At 33.3% G+C, this 20,129-nt stretch carries 13 protein-coding genes; 9 read left to right on the top strand and 4 right to left on the bottom strand.

From position 1 onward, the window contains the following. The first annotated feature begins 7 nt into the window (after positions 1-7). From GAPWK_RS08480 to GAPWK_RS08470, 3 genes are read left to right on the top strand one after another with little or no spacing between them, the layout of a single operon-like run. Positions 8-2,602, top strand: a complete 2,595-nt coding sequence (locus GAPWK_RS08480; protein WP_025315807.1) for a DUF5682 family protein — start codon at positions 8-10, stop codon at positions 2,600-2,602. 7 nt (positions 2,603-2,609) lie between these two features. Beyond that, positions 2,610-3,782 carry a VWA domain-containing protein gene (locus GAPWK_RS08475; RefSeq protein WP_025315806.1) on the top strand — a complete coding sequence of 391 codons (1,173 nt, stop codon included), beginning with the start codon at positions 2,610-2,612 and terminating at the stop codon, positions 3,780-3,782. Then, on the top strand, positions 3,779-5,893 hold the full coding sequence (locus GAPWK_RS08470) for a hypothetical protein (protein WP_025315805.1): 2,115 nt from the start codon (positions 3,779-3,781) through the stop codon (positions 5,891-5,893). Before GAPWK_RS08475 ends, GAPWK_RS08470 begins: the two co-directional genes overlap by 4 nt. A gap of 243 nt (positions 5,894-6,136) precedes the next feature. Here the strand turns inward: GAPWK_RS08470 and GAPWK_RS08465 are convergent, their stop codons facing one another. Then, positions 6,137-10,789, bottom strand: coding sequence for an NACHT domain-containing protein (locus GAPWK_RS08465; protein WP_025315804.1), 4,653 nt, complete (start codon positions 10,787-10,789; stop codon positions 6,137-6,139). 501 nt (positions 10,790-11,290) lie between these two features. Beyond that, positions 11,291-13,435 (bottom strand): YccS family putative transporter, encoded by a 2,145-nt coding sequence (yccS, locus tag GAPWK_RS08460; RefSeq protein ID WP_025315803.1) that lies wholly within the window; start codon positions 13,433-13,435, stop codon positions 11,291-11,293. 530 nt (positions 13,436-13,965) lie between these two features. Here yccS and GAPWK_RS08455 point away from each other — a divergent pair. After that, positions 13,966-14,292: a Grx4 family monothiol glutaredoxin gene (locus GAPWK_RS08455; RefSeq protein ID WP_038518280.1), complete on the top strand. Its 327-nt coding sequence runs from the start codon at positions 13,966-13,968 to the stop codon at positions 14,290-14,292. Positions 14,293-14,356: 64 nt separating this feature from the next. Here GAPWK_RS08455 and rnt read toward each other — a convergent pair whose 3' ends face one another. Together rnt and GAPWK_RS08445 are read right to left on the bottom strand one after the other, a co-directional pair. Further along, a complete protein-coding gene (gene rnt, locus GAPWK_RS08450) occupies positions 14,357-15,064 on the bottom strand; it encodes a ribonuclease T (protein ID WP_170115386.1) in 708 nt (235 codons plus the stop codon). A 111-nt stretch (positions 15,065-15,175) separates the two neighbouring features. Next, positions 15,176-15,946 carry a tetratricopeptide repeat protein gene (locus GAPWK_RS08445; RefSeq protein ID WP_025315801.1) on the bottom strand — a complete coding sequence of 257 codons (771 nt, stop codon included), beginning with the start codon at positions 15,944-15,946 and terminating at the stop codon, positions 15,176-15,178. Between the two features lie 243 nt (positions 15,947-16,189). On the opposite strand from GAPWK_RS08445, the gene GAPWK_RS08440 reads away from it, so the two are divergent. The 5 genes from GAPWK_RS08440 (at position 16,190) to GAPWK_RS08420 (ending at position 20,129) form a co-directional block, all read left to right on the top strand. Continuing rightward, positions 16,190-16,948 (top strand): Nif3-like dinuclear metal center hexameric protein, encoded by a 759-nt coding sequence (locus GAPWK_RS08440; protein ID WP_025315800.1) that lies wholly within the window; start codon positions 16,190-16,192, stop codon positions 16,946-16,948. A 97-nt stretch (positions 16,949-17,045) separates the two neighbouring features. After that, a complete protein-coding gene (gene dapA / locus GAPWK_RS08435) occupies positions 17,046-17,924 on the top strand; it encodes a 4-hydroxy-tetrahydrodipicolinate synthase (protein WP_025315799.1) in 879 nt (292 codons plus the stop codon). 39 nt (positions 17,925-17,963) lie between these two features. Next, complete coding sequence (gene bamC / locus GAPWK_RS08430; protein WP_025315798.1) at positions 17,964-18,725, top strand: outer membrane protein assembly factor BamC; 762 nt, start codon at positions 17,964-17,966, stop codon at positions 18,723-18,725. 238 nt (positions 18,726-18,963) lie between these two features. Then, positions 18,964-19,674, top strand: a complete 711-nt coding sequence (gene purC, locus GAPWK_RS08425) for a phosphoribosylaminoimidazolesuccinocarboxamide synthase (protein WP_025315797.1) — start codon at positions 18,964-18,966, stop codon at positions 19,672-19,674. Continuing rightward, complete coding sequence (locus GAPWK_RS08420) at positions 19,674-20,129, top strand: DUF441 domain-containing protein (RefSeq protein WP_025315796.1); 456 nt, start codon at positions 19,674-19,676, stop codon at positions 20,127-20,129. Before purC ends, GAPWK_RS08420 begins: the two co-directional genes overlap by 1 nt.

Below are 20,129 nucleotides of genomic sequence, written 5' to 3'. Positions count from 1 at the left end.
AATCGCTATGACAATCAGCCATTCACTATTACCAGAACGGTTATCAAAAGCGGTAGAAAGCCTGAAAGCGCTACAGCGAGAACAGATCTACTTTGCGCCAGTGCGACATCATAGTCCAGCATGCAGCTATGCACTAAAGCAGTTGATAAAGGAAGTTCAGCCAACACACATATTGATAGAAGCCCCATCTAGTTTTGATACTATTCTTGAACAACTGTTACATAATGGCGTAAAACCACCTGTTGCTGTGCTATGCCAAACCCAAAAAAACATTGCTGAACCAACAAAGTCACAGAACACAACAGATCAACAAACAACAAGTTCCGAACCTAAAACTGAGGATAATACAAGTGATTTAACGCCTAAATCAATTACCTATTCAGCATTTTATCCATTTTGTCATTACTCACCGGAGTGGTTAGCAATGCAAATGGCAAAAAAACAACAGGCCAATATACAATTTATTGACTTACCTTGGAGTTTACAAACGGATCAAAGTATTGATTCAGATTCTGATCATAATCGTTCTCTTCTTTCTGAAACTTATCTTAAACATAGCCAATATATACAACGTTTAATGCAAAAACTGCATTGCCGTGATCATGATGAAGTCTGGGAACATTTATTTGAATTAAAAGATTATGATGATATCGCTGACTGGCAAAATTTTTTTGTTGACACATTTATTTGGTGTGCCATGTCAAGGCTTGATTACTCACAAGAATCGCTAATCGCAGAAGGATCTGTCCAACGCGAGCAATATATGATAACGGCGATTGGTCAGCTAAAAAAATCCAATCCAGAAGCCAAAATTGTCGTAGTGACAGGTGGATTTCATACTTTAGCTTTACTGGAAGGATTATGGCAAAATCAGCTTATATTACCTAAAAGATCAGATGTTATACAGTTTAACCGACAACGAAAAAGCAGTACACAAGATCAAGCATGGTTAATTCGTTATAGCTTTGATCGTCTTGATGCGTTAAATGGTTATGCATCGGGTATGCCATCACCAGCTTATTATCAAACAGCTTGGCAAGCTATGTTGCATTATGATAAAACTGTTAATCAAGATCAATCAGGGCGGAAATCTCGCCAACAGCTAACCTTAACTTTAATGTCTGAAATAGCCAATAAATTAAGGCAACAACCCAACTATAATAATTCAACTGGATTTGTTCCTTTAAAATCAGCCATTGAACAAGCAACATTACTTGCTGATTTGCGTGGACATAATGGGCCAGGTCGATATGATTTACTTGATGCTATTCAATCTTGCTTTATTAAAGAGAGTATTGACACTGCGCATGGTGAGTTTTGGTTATCAGTACAGAGTTGCTTATCGGGCAATCTACTTGGTAATGTTCCCACAGGAACATCACAGCCTCCACTGGTTAATGACGTTTATTCAACCTTAAAAAAATATCGTTTCAAATTAGATGATACCAACCCAAAGCTTACCCATATTGATATTTATCGTAAACCTGAACATCGACAACGGAGCCGTTTTTTACATTTGATGACCTTTTTAAATGTTGGTTTTGCTAATCGACTTGATGGTCCTAACTATATTCATGGTCAACGTTTAAATGTGATGTTTGAAGATTGGCGCTATGCTTGGACGCCAATGGTTGAAGCAAGATTAATTGAGTTATCACAGCAAGGGACTAAGTTGGAACAAATTGCTATAAATAAATTGCAATTGGACGCCGAGCAGCTTATACACGATAAAACGGGTTCGGTAAGTCTTCTCGCTGTTGAACAGTTAACACAAGCTGCTTTAATGGGATTAGATGATTATTTTAATGATTTAATTGATAAGTTCGCTAATTTTATTGAAAATGATGGTGAATTAGATTCACTCATTTCTTGTGGGCACCGTATGCTTTATTTATGGCAAGGCCGAACTTTTTTACAATTTAAAGCCACATCAACTTTACTTTCATTATTAACTAAAATAGTTAAGCAAAGTTTTTTCTTATTAAATAAACTTAAACAGCATGAAAATGAACAACAACAACAAAATTTGGGCGTATTACTGTCATTTAGAGATTTATTAAATCACCTGCCCGATGAGCTTGACGCAGACCAACTTAAACAGGATTTTTACCTTAATTTGTTCCGTTTGCAACCAGAGTTAACTCAGGCACCCTTGATCCGTGGTGCTATTGACAGTATGAGTTATTTAGACTCTTATTTAAGCCAATCACAATTGGAAAATAATATCAGAATCAACTTTAGTTTAGGTACTCAAAATGAGCAAACAATTAGCTATTTTATTGGTATCATGCAATGTACGCCTGAACTAGTGATACATTCATCCATTTTATTGGATAGTTTAGATCAATTACTAATTGATTGGTCACCAGAGCAATTTATCGAAATTTTACCTGATTTACGTTATGCTTTTTCTCAATTAAATCCAAAACAAAATGCTTCTTTAGCTGAAAAAATTGCCAAAAAGCACCATATTTCTGATGCTGATTTGCATTTTCAACAGCATCAATTCAGTGAAAATCAGCTACAAAAAGCTCTCTCGCTGGAGGTGCTAATTACGGAACACATTAAACAGCAACATCTCACCGATTGGTTCAAACAGTAGGCTTAGCATGATTAACGATAAACAAATAAAAAACAGCAAAACAGGTGAACAAGTTAAGCGTTGGCGTTTAATATTAGGTCAATACGCTGATGAACATCTAAACGCCAATGATAATTTAGGTTTATATGATAAACAAATTGATCAAGCTTTAGATTACCTTTATCAACATGAATATCGTTCTCGAGGTCTGTTAACTGAAGACAAAAACGATTCTGAATCAAGACGTGGCGGAAATCAGAGTTCAGCTTATAATACGGTAAATTGGTTACGACAATCACGTAAATTGTTTCCTAAAAGTACTTTTGAACGAATGCAAAACCAAGCAATTGAACGATATCAGCTCGAAGGTATTTTAAACGATCCTAATGCCGTAAAAGAGTTACAACCCAATTTTAATTCAGTACGACTTTTAATGAGCTTACGAGGTAAGCTCAGCAACAGTGTACAAAATGAGGTAAAAGCACTTATCAGAAAAGTAGTAGATGAAATTCTAAAAAAAATTCAGATGAATTTTATTAATGCAATGACAGGCAAAAAAAATCGATTTAGACGTTCATTAATTAAAAACAATCAAAATTTTGATTGGCGAGCAACCATTAAAGCTAATTTAAAAAATTTTGATCAGAATAAACAACAAATCATAATTGAAAAGGCTATATTCAACTCTCGCGCTAATCGCCAACTTCCTTGGGATATCATTTTATGTGTTGATCAAAGTGGTTCAATGGATAGTTCTATATTCTACTCTGCTGTATGTGCAAGTATCATTACTCAGTTGCCAGCCGTTCGCTTACATTTATTCGTTTTTGATACTCAAGTGGTAGATTTAACTCATTTAGCGAGTGATCCAGTTGAAATACTTATGACGGTACAACTTGGTGGCGGTACAAATATTGGCTATGCACTAAATTATGCGGAACAAAAAATAATAAATCCAAGTCGTACCGTTATGATTGTAGTAAGTGATTTTTATGAAGGAGTAAATTTAACTAACCTCTATAACACTGTTACACGCCTTAATGCTAATCGAGTTAAAATGCTGGGTTTAGCTGCATTAGATTATTCGGCAACCCCAGTTTATGATCTGCAAGTGTCCCAAGAACTCGCTAATCGTGGTATGGAAATTGCGGCTTTAACCCCCGAACATTTTGCTACTTGGCTTGCAGAGGTGATGAAATGAGTTGGTCAGAAATCTATTTAAATTATGATCAAGATGCTTTGGCTGTCTATGCGAATGTAGGTGTAATTCGACGTGCACTTAAAGATATTGAAGCTAATAAAGTTAAATTAATCGAACACAATCAATCACATTTGATATTTGAGGTTGATAACCAACAAGTCAAATTGACACCACAAGGTATTCAAGCGGCAAAGTGTAGCTGTCCAGCCAGTGATCATTGTAAACACATAATAGCTTCTGTGTTATGGCTACACGAAAATCCACTTATCGATAAAGCCAAAGTTAACCCAAGTTGTGACACAGTTAATCAACCAAATGAATCCTCTAAACCAAATAATGATCCTTTAGCCGAGCTATTAGCAATTGAGAGTAGTCAGTTATTTAAAACCGTGGGCAAAGCCAATATACGACTAGCTTATCAATTACTGTTTGATTGGTTACAAAACGATGTAATAACAGTACAAACTCAGGATGTTCAACTTCGCATTCAAGTTCCACTCAGTACCACACCAATTATCTATACGGCGGGTACGGGCTTTGCTGGTATCATTTCTGAATTGCCAGATAAGCAAAAACAGGCAGTACATTTAGCGGTTATTGCTTATCTATTTCAACAAAATCAAAAAAAATGGGTATGGCCTGATCAGATTGTTGCAGAACATGAACAAAAAAATCAGCAAGATGAGCTTTGCGATGATGAAATTATCTTGATAACGCAGATACAAAATCAAATCAATGCGTTAATAACTCATGGGTTATCGCATGTAAGTACTAGCCAAGCTAACCAATTACAATTGCTTAATATGTCAGCCCGTGCGCAAGGTTTACCAAAGTTGGCAGCCATGCTTAGGCAATTGTGCCAATTAGTTGAAATGCAAGCTAATCGACATTTCGCTATTGAAGAGCAAGAGATTATCTTACTTTTAGCTCGCTTAACCGTTCATTTGCAAACGATATTAAATAGCCAAGGTCAACAACTTGTCAATTTACGAGGAAAACAAAAACGCCAATACCAAACCGATAAGCAAACATTAGATTTACTACCATTAGGTGCTTATTGGTGGCAAAGTAAAACAGGTGCACAAGGTGTTACTTTCTATTTTTGGCACCCCGAGCATAATCAGTATTATCAAACAACGCTAGCCAGATCCAATAATGCTGATATTAATTTTAATCGATATTCAATATGGAACAGTATTTCATTATGGCAATCAATGCCAAATATGTTGATGCGAAAACGATTCTCACTGAACAATCCTCTTCTTGCTGAAGGCAATAATTTGTCAAGCACAGGATCGAGTGTGGTGCTAAAATCGACAGGATGGAGTAATCAGGATTATCAAGAATTTCGAGCCTCTAATGGTTTTCGAAATTGGAAAGAACTAAGCCGTTATTTAGAAAATAGTGATGTCAGTGAAGGCTTATTTGATCAGGTCATTGCTATTCATGTTACCAATACACAAAAACCAGTATTAGATGAAATTAAACAGAGTTTAGTTTGGTGTATAAAAGATAATCAAAACAACCAACTGTTATTACGACTTTTTTGGGATGGAATTTATACACAGCGCATTGATATATTAAACCTCTTTATAAGAACGGCTCATCAACCATTGACGATATTGGTAAAATGCAAAAAAAATGACAGTAATTTAGATCTTGAACCTTTTGCGATCATTTATAAAGAGTCAAAAACCGACCAAATCAATATCGCCAATTTGGATTTTGATTATGAATGGTTATATCCAAAAGGAAAAAATTATAAAGCCTTTGAAGCATCCAAAGAACCGGTATTAAAAAAACAGATAGCGCAAATTAATTACCAACAAGATCCCATTGCGACATATATCATTAAACCCACAATGGCATTACTTGAAGCAATCACCAGTTCTGGGCGATTGATCTTATCAAACGCAGATAAACAAAAAATAAATCAATTACAATACCAATGCGATACACTTGGATTAACTACGTTAAGCCACACTCTAAATAAATTAGCGCAAAACCAACCGATAGAAATCAAACATATTCTACAAACGGCCTATCTATGCCAGTTAATGAACAATACACACTATCAATTACCAATAGTTATAAAGGGAGATGAAACATAACCTAAAATCAAACAATACCAACAGATAACTTGACACAAACAACAGAAAATAGTTTAGAAAAAAATCGTTTATTGAGATTTTAGTTAATGTTATATGCATTTTATATTGAATATCTTTATCAATGCCATTTTAAATAACATAGACTTCTGAATGATTTTTACAAGATGATCTAACTTTAGTAAAAAATCTAAGTGATAATTAAAAATATTGTAGCAATATTATGTTTATAGAATTAATATCTTCTTAATTGAGTAAACCTGTATTTAATTGATCGATAGCATCTTTTGTAAAAAAGGAATCTGATTTTAATAACTTATCCCAAATATCAAGGCAGGTATTAATAGCGGTGCCATTTTCATCTTCTACCGCTTCATCATATAGCCTTTTTAGCAAATCAACTAAATTTCTTTCATTAAAATAAAAGCCTGTTGAAGCTTTATTTTCCTTATAATACATTGCGAATTCTTTGGTTAACCTCAATATAGGCTGCACAAAATCTAATAAACTTTTAGGTGTTTTATTTAAATAATCAACCAAATTTTCAAAGCAATAGATTGCGGCTTTTGATGAGATAAATAGGTTAAATAGTTTATCAATATTTGGTTTTTTCCAATAGTTTTCATCATTTATACAACCCCCGATCCTTTTTAAAATGTTTATATCATCATCATTCAATAAAACTTGATAAATATTTTCAATTTTATGAATCTTATCATTATAATTATCTCGCCGTAATAATTCACATAACATGGATGCACAACCTTTTTTTAAAATAGTGTCTTTTAATAAATATTGTTGCTGTTCTATAAACAAATCATTAAAAAACCAGCGAGCATAAATTTGTATTCCAGCTAATTCTTTAACCTCATCTATGTGTGAATTAACCATTCTTATCGCTAAATCAATATATTGTGATTGATACTTTGTTTCGAAACCGTGATTGAAAAATAGATATGCATCATTAGCGCAGGTCATACGCAGATCTTTATTACACAATTTAATAAATTTTTGATGGGCATAATCATCATTATAATTGAGGAGTGGGGCTAAGAGAGAAACTGCTGCAATATTAATTGCGGGATGATTGTCATTGATTGCGTTATCAATTATGCCAAAGTGTTGTAAAGCAAATTCTTGGTTGTGCCAAAAAATTTTTGAGATAGCCAGATATGCTATGCCTCGAACACAATTTAACATTTTACTTGTTAAGGAATCGGCATTAGCGTTATTTATAGAATCTTCGTCCTTAATAGACCTAACACTCAATTTACCGGCTTCTGGATTGCTAGAGTTTTTAGCAAGATCTATTAATAAATCAATTACTGGTTGAGAATAACTCTCAGCTCTACTTTTGATTAATTGGGCTAAAGAATATTCACATTTTGGGGTATTAAAATGAAAAATCACTTGTTCAATTAAAGATATTGGGCAAGTTTCTTTCTCATCACTGTTATTTTGTTGGTTATTACTCACAGCTAAACCATCAAATATGGCATTGATATATTGGGGATCAATATTCTGAGGTAATGTCAGTGCAAATTGAGCAAAACGGTCGGGTTCTTTTGTTACACTTTCCATTAAACTACGGCTAAATTGTCTAATACTTGCTTCAGAAGCTAAATCATCAGTTATTTGAACTAACCTATTTATTTTTACAGGAATTTTTGATGACAAAACTATTTTTCGCCATGCTTTATTAGAAAGTTTATGGTTTTTAGGTAAAGGCGATGTTATAAAACCACCGATAGGCATATAATTTTCACAAAAATCTGAGCTTGTATAAGAACTAAATTTACGATCTAAAACGCCTATTAATTGTTTTGATTTTGCAGAAATTCGATGCTTATCTAATGTCGGTAATTGAAAATATTGTAACTCTCCCCAATAACTAACATTTGCTCCCATTGAAGTTAATTTAAATAGCCTTTTTATTTCTTCGATATTTTTAGATGTTGGAAAGTTATAAATTTTTTCTTCTAACTGCCTAAATAACTCATTGCAACAAAATGGCGAAAACTTACTGATAAGTTCACTAGGGAATAACCAGATCGGTTCTTCCGATCCATTGCCACACGTTAAACGTTCATTTGGTGACTCTAATAACCAACTTATAACTTGATCTGCGTATTCTGGAGATAAATTTAATAGTAGTTTTGCAATTAGGTGAGTGATAACCTTATTGTTTTTTTTCATATAAGGCGAAATTATATCAAATAATGTATCAGATTGTTGGTAAAGTTGTTTTCCGGAATTTTCAAGTATGATAATTAGACCTTTACGAAAACTACTAGCAAAGCCATTGTTCATATATCTATCATCAATCAGCCACTCATTAGTGGAACTATCGCAATCTGATTTAAAAATACTGCTTAGATAATTCAAAATCAATTCAATCAGTAGGTTAGGTATGAATTGAGATAGTTGTTTTATTTCTTCAATATCCTCATTATTCCAATAATATAAATTTGTTGCATTATTAATATTATTTGAGGCATGTAAACATGAATCTTCATCTACAATATTTTTATAATGTTCCATTACTATTTTGATGAAATCAAATGCACGCAATGGTTTTATTTTAATTAATATATTCCAGTCAATATAATATGGTAAATAACCATAATTAGATAATTTTTTTCTAAATTCGAACAATTCATCGCTGTCTTCTGCAGCTCTCAAAGGAAGAGTAGAGTATACTCTTTGATTCCATAAATCAGACTGACCAATAAAATCAGTCAAATTATTAATAATTAAGTCAGGTTCAACTGTTGAAGTGGAACGAAGCAGTTGGATAGCATGATTGATTAACTTTTCATTATCACTCTTGAGCCAATTTTCTATAATTCTTTGCTCACATAAGTAAGAAATAATAGTAATATTCGAAACACAGGTGATATTTAAAAATTTGTCAACTAGTTCAGGTGTTTTAAGAATTTTGTGAATAAGTAATTTTATCGGTTGTTTGATACGTTTAATTTCTTTGATTGTATTTAAAACTAAAATTTTTAAATGGAAACGAATATTGTTATTGAATAAAATAGCCTCAGCACAATTGCAAAAAGTTTTTTCGCTATGGTCAAGTAGCATAGTTAACGCATATTTAAGATGTTCTCTTTTGGTTAGCGTTTGTTCTTCATAATTACCAATGTGATTTAATAAAGTTTGAGGTGATTGAATTCCAGCTTGAAAAAGTGCAAGGCCAACGTGGTAATCAAATAACGCTTGATGGCGAAAGCTGATTCGATTATTTTGTTTACTTAGTAATCCTACTGAAAGGCAAGCATCAAGTTGTTTTTTTGTAGCTGGATCGAGTGTATGTTCTGAAATTGATAATTGTGATGAACCAATCATCAATGAAACTAGCTTATTAATAAAATCTGAAGCTAATTGTTCATTGATACCAAGTTGATTAATCTTATCTAATCTATCTTCCAAAAATTTCTTAATTAATTCTAATTTATTACTAAACTGAGGTGCCTTTTGGTTGCGTTGAGCTATTGTTAAATATATTCCCAACCATAAAGGAATTTTTAATATCTCCTGTTTTTGTGTAGAAAGCGAACTAAAAGGTTCATAAAAGGAAATTAATGGTTTAATAGTATCTTCATCTAAAAGTGTTAACTTGAGGTCAAAACGATCCTTTTTGACACTTTCTAACCATTTCGATAAAGCAATATCTTCATTTAACTCAAAGTCCCTTGACGCCAGAACGATACTAATATCTTTTCCTTCTTTTCTTAATCTTTGAACTTGATCCACCATTTTACGACAGATTTCTAAAGCATTATTCGAATGAGCGCCAGTCCATCTTATGGCATCAAGTTGATCAAGAATAAATACGATTTTTTTTTGTGAAGAAAATTTACTGCAACTTCTGATTGGACAATAAGGAAAGCCTAGCGATTTACCAAAATCATCAATATTATTTTCGGGACGGCGTCTATCTAATCGAATAGGTACTGAAATAATTTTGTTTGTCGTTAAGTAATTATGTAATTCCAAAAGTAGTGCACTTTTTCCACTGCCCGCTTCTGCTGAAATTAAAGTAATGGCATGATTTTCGATTGAGTTAATAACTGAGGTTAATTCACTTCTTTTAATTAATGTTTCACCAATAAGAAAAGGTTCTATTGATTGTTGAAATTCATCAGATAAAGAAGAGATTACCGTAGATATTCTATTATCATCAGGAATAATTTTGGGTTCAAAACCATTGTTTTTTAAATCAGCTAATAAATCGATTGATGTTATTATCTGTCTTAATTTATTAAAATTTTCAGGATAGTTTTTTAGAAAAGCGATAAGTTTGCTAGAATTATCCATAAATAAATTACTAGCTCTACTCTCAAGTTCTTCTATGGTTTTAATATTTATATCATAAGCAATAATATGAAATTTTTGCAGAAAATTTATAGCCTGTAGTAAATCTGATTCAACCGTAGCATCTAACTTCAAATATTGGCAAATACTATTAAAATCTTTTTTTCGCTCTTTACTGGCATTGATTTGGTATGTTAAAAAATCCTTGGGATTATTGCTATTAAGAGCACTTTTTCTAAGATCGTTGATCTTTTTACATGGTAATGGTGATATTAAGTGGTATTCACTTTGACCACGTTGAATTTGGAACAGAGCATTTTTTAGAATATTATACTCATTGAGTTTAGGTAACGTCCAATATTCGCTATTACCCGCACCACTTTTACATTGGTAATATCGTTTTATGCCATCCTTAAGTTCGGTTACGACATCAACACCCACTTCATCATTTCCAATAGGTTCAACAATCACCGAATTGACTTTTTCTTCAAGTAAAAGAAGTAATTGATCGGCTATCCAATTTTTTTCGTATTGATTACCAATTTTATCAGCGAATCCACCAGCTTCTGACGCCATTATTTTTATACCTTAAACTCTTCCTAATCTTATAAAATATAAGTTCAATTGATTAAATTTCAAGTAATTAGCCCATAAGTTTTTTTACATAGTTTATTATGCTCTATCACTTGAGATTTCAATTTATTATCTACTTTTTATCGATAACTCTTTAAAATTAATTGGGTTCAAGGTTGTTATAGAATTATTGCATTCGTGTTTAATTGAATTGAATCAAAAGTGGATAATTAATAGATAATAATAAATCTAAAAAAGGCTTTTATTTATGGTTATACGTGTAGGTGGCTAACTCTTGAGTTTGTATTAGCTCTTTTTATATCTGATTGTTTGTATTAATTATCTAACTATTTACTAGAAAAGGCATTTTATTGAACCTATTTTTTATGATTTTATGTATCAATATTTTTCAAATCAATGACGATTTTATGAATTGATAAAATATACAAAAATAGATCTTTAAGTGCCTTTCTATTGATATATTAGAAATCTAAAACAGCTTTGTTAAGCTGTCTTATTATCCAACTCACTAACAAGTGTGACGATTTCTGGCAGAATATCAAGTATTAAAGCTAATTGTTGCATTACCAATAGATCGCTATTGGTCTGATCGTCATTGATTGAAATAGATTCAATATAATCAGCAACGGACTGTTTAATTGCTTGATATTCGCTATCTAATTTTTTATCACTGAGAAGATTAATAATATAAACAGTTAAATCGTCAAACAGATCAAGGGTTTTTGATGAGATATTTTTATCTCGATGTGCTCCTAACGTTGATAAATAGCTGATTAATATATTATTCAGGGTAAGTAGGCGAAATCCTTTATCGATGATTGCTTGATTCATATGAGGCTCTTTAGTCATTAAACTAATTAGTGATGACAAATCGGCACTGCTATCATGCGCAGCACGGCGTGCTACACGATATTGAGGATCATTGGTTTTACCCGATAAATATTGATGTCCAATTAATGCCAAATAGTGACTGTTATCATGACAAACACGATCAACTAATTTAGGTAGATTTCTAAATTTCCAATCAGGCCAGATAAAACTTACCGCAAACCACGCAATAAAACATCCAATTAACGTGGCTATAATTCGTGAAATAGCAACCGATATGCTACTTTCACCAATCAAACTGAAACTAAAAAATACCAATAACGTAATAAATGCGGTGGCATAAGCATATTGAGAATTTTTAAATAAGAAAAACAGCCAGCCAGTTATAATAATTAATACTAACTGCTCAGGTATGCTAGGGAACAAAAATGTTAATGGAATGCCAACTATAATCCCTAAAATAGTTCCAATAACCCGTAATTTTAATCGATGTTTTGTGGTTGAATAGTTTGGTTGACACACAAACAAGCTGGTTAAAATGATCCAATATCCATGCGATAAATCAGAAAAGAGAATTACCATATATCCCACAAAAAACACTAAACTCATTCGCACTGCATGACGAAATAGTGGAGACTTTACGGTCAAATTACGCTTAATTTTAGCAAACAGATCGTGAAAGCTAGTTAGCTCTTCGTCAATCAATTGATTATCTTCTTGCTCTTTGGAAAGATGTTGTTCAGTATCAATATTGGTAAGCAGTAGGTCGATAGAGAGTAAATTCTGATGTAAATTTTTTAAGGATTTAATCAAAAGCATGTCAGCTTTATTGCTTAATTGATATTGGGCAATAGCTTCCTCAAGATAAGTAAAATAGCGAGCAAACAAAGGGTCATGTTGATAGGTTTGGTTTAGTTTGATTGCTATTGCAAACTGCATGCAGGCTTTGGCTTGCAAGTTTAAAATTCGTGCAAAGCGAAATAGAATATCGCTATGTTTAAAATGCTCACTTAATGCTTGATATTGTCCATGTGCCGAACTTGCACGTTCATGAATATCTTGCGCTACAAAATAGTAGCTTAACAGTTTACGAATATAAGATTGCCCACGATAACTTTTTAAACGGTTAAACAGCGAACGTTTCGTATCATTAAACGCACTGATCAACTGATTATTACTTTCGGTTAATTGCAAGGTTTGCTTTTTAAATCCGTCAGTTTCATCAGGATCGAACATTGCTGCTTTGGCATCTAAATATTGCGCTAATTTCATAAAGCAGATTGAAAGTGACTGCTGAGTGGTGCGAATAGGTTGAATGATCGACTCAATTAGCGATACAACGTTGTACCATAGTGCGCCAAGTAATAAAAAACAGGGTAAAGTGAGTTTATCATCAAATAAATTATGCCCAAGCATTGTATAAGCGGCAATCAATAACGAGCCAAAGGCAATAACCCCATAACGCTGTCCGAGTGAACCTAGCATAATAAAAATAAAGGTAGATGACACCAGCCCAATCATAAACAGAGCAGGGTAATCAAATAATAACTCGACCGAAAACGTACCGAGTGCAAAACAGAACAGTGTCAATACTAGATTAATACAACGACTAAGTAATCGAGTATCAATCTCGGTTAATCCAGCAGCCACCACACCAAGCGTAAGCGGAATAACCAGTGTTGTATGGCCAAAATACCATGGCACTAAAGTTGAACCAGTTAAGCTAATAAGCATGCGGATGCTAAACAGAAGATTACTGCTGTAAAAGACTTTATGCAAAGTCAAAATAAAAGGATGCACAAATGTTGGTTTTCGTAGAGTTAATAGGATGGCGGGTAGAATACTATATTGTTGACAGTTATTAAAGAGGGCAAGATTTTTTGGTTAGTAATTACAATAAGTAAAAAATGGAATAAACGTATCATTAACTGTTTTGGCTTTACAGGTTTATAATGTTTGTCCTCCGATTGAAAAATTCATTTATTCAAGTATTAAGTAATTTTTTGTGTTGAATACTCTCGTTATGGCTAATTAAATATTAAATTGAGTAAAAAAAAATTTGAAATGATATAGACATCTGAATTATTTTTACAAAAATCTATTTTTAACTATTATTGATATTAATCAAATTTTAAAAAATTTTTAACACTTTTGATTACAAAAAGTATATGCTTGCGTTGCATTTCCACTGATAATTATATATATTTATTTTATATTTTGCTATAAGTCAAAAAAAATATACCATATCGGTATCAAGTGCTGATAAACTACGTTAAAATAGGAAGCTAGTAATTAATTACCAAGGAAAAACGTTTATGACGACTGAAGAAATGACAACACTTGATAAAATCAAAAAGCAGATTGCTGAAAATCCTATTCTTTTATATATGAAAGGTTCGCCAAAATTGCCAAGTTGTGGCTTTTCGGCTCAAGCAGTGCAGGTTTTATCTCAATGTGGCGTGCCGTTTGCTTATGTAGACATTTTACAGAATCCTGATATTCGTGCAGAACTACCAAAATTTGCTAACTGGCCTACTTTCCCACAATTATGGGTTGAAGGTGAATTAGTAGGAGGATGTGATATTATGATCGAAATGTTCCAAACTGGTGAGCTGCAAACGCTAATAAAAGAAACAGCGGAAAAGCATCCAATTTAGGATAGCTTTTCTCAACTTAATTTAGATTCAAAGGTCATTTAAGAGCGCGTATGCGCTCTTTTTATTATTCTGTTTGTTGATCGGACTCTTGGCTTAATTGTTCACCATTCAACTCATTATCTAACTCAGCTTGTGGTGATATATCAGCAAGCGGCCATCCTCCTAATCGTTTATATCGATTGACGATTTCACAAAATAAAATGGCAGTTTTTTGAGTATCATAGAGCGCCGAATGGGCTTGTTTGTGGTCGAATGGGATTTTTGCCGCTTCACAGGCTTTAGCCAAAACCGTTTGTCCAAATATTAAACCACATAGGGATGCGGTATCAAAGGTTGCAAATGGATGAAATGGATTACGTTTTATTCCTGCACGCTCTGCGGCTGTCATTAAAAAACTATGATCAAAGTGAGCATTATGAGCAATAATTACCGCACGGTTACAATCGTTTGCTTTAATACCTGCTCTTACCATTTTGAAAATTGCTTCAATTGCAACTTTTTCATCCACTGCGCCACGCAAGGGATTATTGGGATCAATCCCATTAAATGCCAGCGCAGTAGGTTCTAAAATTGCATCTTCAAATGGATTAACATTAAATTGTAAGGTTTCATCAGGCTCAAGCCAGCCATCTTTATTCATTTTTAATGTAATGGCGGCGATTTCTAAAATTGCATTTTGCTTTGGATCGAAGCCTGATGTTTCGATATCAATCACAACGGGATAAAAACCACGAAAACGTTCACATAATCTTGCGTTTGGCACAATAGTTATCTTATTTGTTAAAAAATGAAAATTATTATGCCAGTTTTTAATGTATTCGCCTAGTTTTACCTTTGCTGTAGCATTTTTCAAAGCTCTAGCAAGTGACACGCACTGTTTAAATCAATTCACTTCGTTGTTTAATTGATTCAACTTTTGTTTAGATTGTTCAATCTCTTTGATCCATTGGGTATTTAATCGTTTGGAATGTTTGGGTAAATGTTTCAAACGTTGCTCTATGATTTGTAACACATGATTTGCATTATTAATATTGTTCCAGCCAATTAAGGTTTGTAAATAAAAAGAAATTGCTTCTAAGCTCGGGAAATAGCTAATTAAAGCTTCTAATTCTTCCTTCGCTTGCTCTCTTTCATTAAGAGAAACCAAAATTTTAGTATAGAGTAAATGACCTTCATCAGACTTATAATCGGGGTTTTTTTCACGTAAAAAATTTAACGTCTCTTTCGCTTTAGTATACTGATGATCCATAAATAGCGCATAAGCATATTGCAGTAAAATATCTGGTGAGGTTGCATAAATACCTGTTAATGCTTGTTGGTAGTAAATTAAAGCTTCATCTGCCCGATTATTGTCAACTAATGCTTTGCCTAAATCAATTCGTGTACTGGTGGTTTGCGATATTTCATATTGTTTTTGTGCTTCGCGCAGTTCGCGCTCAGGATCAAGCGCTTTACGTAACTTTGATTCAACTTGATAACCAAGTGGTGTGGAGCGTAATTCAGGTAGAAATATCATGGCAAAATAGATTATACTGCCTAGTAGTGGAACCATAAATAATATATAAATCCAATATCTATCCTGTTGAGTGCGAATTGCATGAAATGCAAAAAACAATGCAATGGCACCAATTAATCCAATTCCTAAAAATGGCACAGTAATATCCTTTTAATGAATGTATATATAATGTATATACATAAAACAGCATAATGCAATACGGTGTTAAGTCTAAATAAACTTTTACAATTTAGCAATATTTACAATAAACAAATGTTTAGTATTTTTGTAAACAATAGTTAATTAAATAACCCAATGGAAGCGAGTAAAATATCTAGGTGAGATAATTGTTAAAAGTGATTATAATTATTAACCATAACTTCTTTTAGTAATATAAATAAAATGCATCACATTGAACTTGAACAAATAATTAATAATGAATTGCAAATAAGTCGATACCGTGACTATGCACCCAATGGATTGCAGGTACAAGGACGAAGTGAGGTTAAAAAAATTGTTACAGGAGTAACAGCTTGTCAATTATTATTAGATAAAGCTGTCGAGTTACAAGCTGATGCTGTCCTTGTGCATCATGGTTTTTTTTGGAAAAATGAACCGCAAACCATTACAGGTATAAAATATCGACGTATAAAAACACTTTTATCGCATGATATTAATTTGTACGGTTATCATTTGCCATTGGATGGGCATCTTCAATTTGGCAATAATATCGAACTGGCTAAGTTGTTGGATATCAAAGTTGATAAACACGATGATATTACCGATTTAATGTATACCGGATCTTTAAGCAATCCGCTTACAGCCTTAGAGTTTAAACAACAGTTAGAGCAAGTATTACATAATGGTAAATCTCAAGTGTTATTTTGTGGTGATAATGCACCGCAAATTATCAAACGCATCGGGTGGTGCAGTGGTGGTGGGCAAGACTTTATAGAACAAGCTGCTCAACTTGGCTGTGATGCTTTTTTTACAGGGGAAGTATCTGAACGCACGATTCACATCGCCCGTGAATATGGTATTAATTTTTATGCTGCAGGTCACCATGCCACCGAACGCTATGGCATAAAAAAATTAGGAGAATGGTTGGCAAGTAATTATAGCTTGCAATCTATTTTTGTCGATATTCATAATCCAGCATAACAAAAGTTGAATTTAACTTAGAAATAACGCATACTTATTCATAGTTTTTATAATCTTTAAAGCTGTTTTAAAAACAGATAATATGAGAGGTCATTTTATGTTTACAGGAAGTCTGGTCGCCCTTATTACACCAATGGATTTAAAAGGAAATGTAGACCAAGTAAGCTTAAAAAAACTGGTCGAATATCATATTGCTAATGGTACGTCAGCTATTGTTTCTGTTGGAACAACTGGTGAATCAGCAACGCTCGATCATAATGAACATATTGATGTCATTAAACGAACCATTGATTATGCTGATGGGCGTATTAATATCATTGCAGGAACAGGCGCAAATGCAACCAAAGAAGCGATTGAATTAACTAATAAAGTTGAAAATATTGGTGTAATTGGTTGTTTAACTGTGGCTCCTTATTATAATAAACCAACTCAAGAAGGTATGTATCAGCACTTTAAAGCCATTGCTGAAAATACCGAATTACCTCAAATTCTATACAATGTACCTGGTCGTACTAGTAGTGACATTAAACCAGAGACAGTCGCACGTTTGTCAAAAATTAAAAATATTGTTGCTTTAAAAGATGCTACTGGTGATCTTTCTCGTGTTTATAAAACACGAAGATTAGTCGGTAACGAGTTCAAACTTTTAAGTGGTGATGACGCAACTTTCTTAGATTTTATGATCTTAGGAGGAGATGGTGTCATTTCAGTTACTGCCAATGTTGCAGCAAAACAGGTTGCAACGGTTTGTAAATTAGCTGCAAATAATCAAATCCAAGAAGCACGAGCGGTAAATGACAGTCTATTAGCACTACACAACAATTTGTTTATTGAACCAAATCCAACACCAGTAAAATGGGCATGTACTCGATTAGGTTTAATAGATAATGGTACAATTCGTTTACCTATGATATCGCTGTCCGAATCTTCAATTCCAGCGGTAGAGCAAGCATTAAAAGATGCTAATTTACTGTAATTTATTTTCATACAACTATTAATTTAAAAGCAGATATCTATGTTTGATAAAACTATATTGCATAATTATGTCGTAAAAAAAACCGCTATTTTGACGACTATTGTTTCTTTTTTTCTTGTAGGATGTGGTAGCGATCAGAATTATAAGCGCGAAATTGATGGTAATGAAGATTATTTAAACTCACCTGCTTTAAAGCCCTTAATTATTCCTAAAGGTATGTCGATTCCAGCAGAATCAGCTGATTTCTTTATTTATAAACTCGATTCTAAAGGTAATTTGGGCAAACAAGTTGATATACGACCGCCTGTTGTACCTATTCCAACTATTTCTGATTCTTTTGTCGTTTATAATAATGGTGTCGTTACTTTTAATTCACCACTCAGCGCTGACGTATGGAATAAAATTCCAAATACCTTAAACAATAGGAATATTCCAATTAGTAGTAGTGATAATTCTACAATTAAAACAGGCAAAGCTTTTATTGTTCGAGCGGATGAAGACCAAACAGTAGAAGCATCGTTTATTTTTGAACGTAAAATTGTTGGTGATACTCAAACTATTACTGTTAGCTTAGGTTCATTAACTCGCGGCGCTGATGATATTTCTTCACAACCACTTGAAGTTCAACGTTACGTTGTTGGTTTATTCAATTCATTAATGGATGATCTTGCTCCGCAATCTTTTAGAGAACCATTAGTGAAAGATCCTAACGAAAATGAATCGAAAAAAGAAGCTGATAAAGATGCAGAGTCCATGAAAAGGCATAAAGAAGATCTTAAAGATCATCTTAACAAAAGATGATAAAACAGCTTTTATTTTGTGGATTTGAAGATTAATAATCTTCCAATTCACAATAACTTTTAATTCATAGTGTGGTATAGAATTTGTAGCTTCTTCAACTCGATCTTAGCTATAAAATGATACCCAGTTGCTATTCATGCTAAAAGAGTTAATAGCAAAAATAGCAGCAATGAGTTTGAATCTAGGGAGCGTGTAGCTCCTTAATTATTTGTTGGCAAATTGATATAAGGTTATAGGCATGAAAAAGTTGGATGAGCTTTATCGCGGTAAAGCAAAAACTGTTTACTCAACAGACAACCCTGAGTTATTAATATTGGAATTTCGTAATGATACTTCTGCTTTCGATGGTTTACGTATTGAGCAGTTAGATCGCAAAGGAATGGTCAATAATAAATTTAACTATTTTATTATGACTAAACTACGTGACGAAGGTATACCAACTCAGGTTGCTGCCTTGCTATCGGACAACGAAGTTTTAGTAAAAAAACTTGATATGGTACCTGTTGAATGCGTAGTTCGTAATCGTGCTGCTGGTTCTTTAGTTAAACGCTTAGGTGTTGAGGAAGGTAAAGAACTAAATCCTCCAACGTTTGAATTATTCCTTAAAAACGATGCACTGCATGATCCTATGGTCAACGAATCTCACTGTAAAGCTTTTGGCTGGGCGACAGATGAGCAATTAGCTACGATGAAAGAACTTAGCTTCAAAATCAATTCTATTTTGACAGAACTCTTTGATAAAGCAGGTTTAATTTTAGTTGATTACAAACTTGAATTTGGATTATTTAAGGGAGAAATTACTTTAGGCGATGAATTTTCACCTGACGGTTGTCGCCTGTGGGAAAAAGAAACATTGAAAAAAATGGATAAAGATCGCTTCCGACAAGGTTTAGGTGGTGTTATTGAAGCCTATGAAGAAGTGGCAACACGAATCGGTGTTCCGTTGTAATGTTTGCACAGTTTGATATTTCTTTTTTTCTTCTTTTAGGTCTCGCAGCACTGTGTTATTTAACTCACAATAATACAGTGACTTTTGCAGTACTCTTGCTGCTAATGTTTAAACTTACACCGTTAGCAGCTTATTTTCCATTTCTAAATAAATATGGTTTAACTATTGGTATAGTGATCTTAACTGCCGCTATGATGGTTCCGTTAGCCGATGGTTCATTAAAAGTTGCTGATATTTTAAGATCATTCACAACTTGGCAGTCTATCGTTGCTATCGTTGTGGGAATTTTAGTGTCATGGCTAGGTACTCGTGGAATATCGTTAATTGGTGCTCATCCTACCATTGTTAATGGCTTAATTATTGGGACACTTCTTGGAGTAGCGTTCTTTAAAGGCGTACCTGTTGGGCCACTTATTGCCGCTGGCATATTGTCATTGTTGATTGGAAAAAATTAA

Source organism: Gilliamella apicola (assembly GCF_000599985.1).
In the GTDB taxonomy this organism is placed as follows: Bacteria; Pseudomonadota; Gammaproteobacteria; order Enterobacterales; family Orbaceae; genus Gilliamella; species Gilliamella apicola.
Note: the sequence above shows the minus strand (reverse complement) of the source record. Positions and strands in the feature narration are given on the sequence as shown.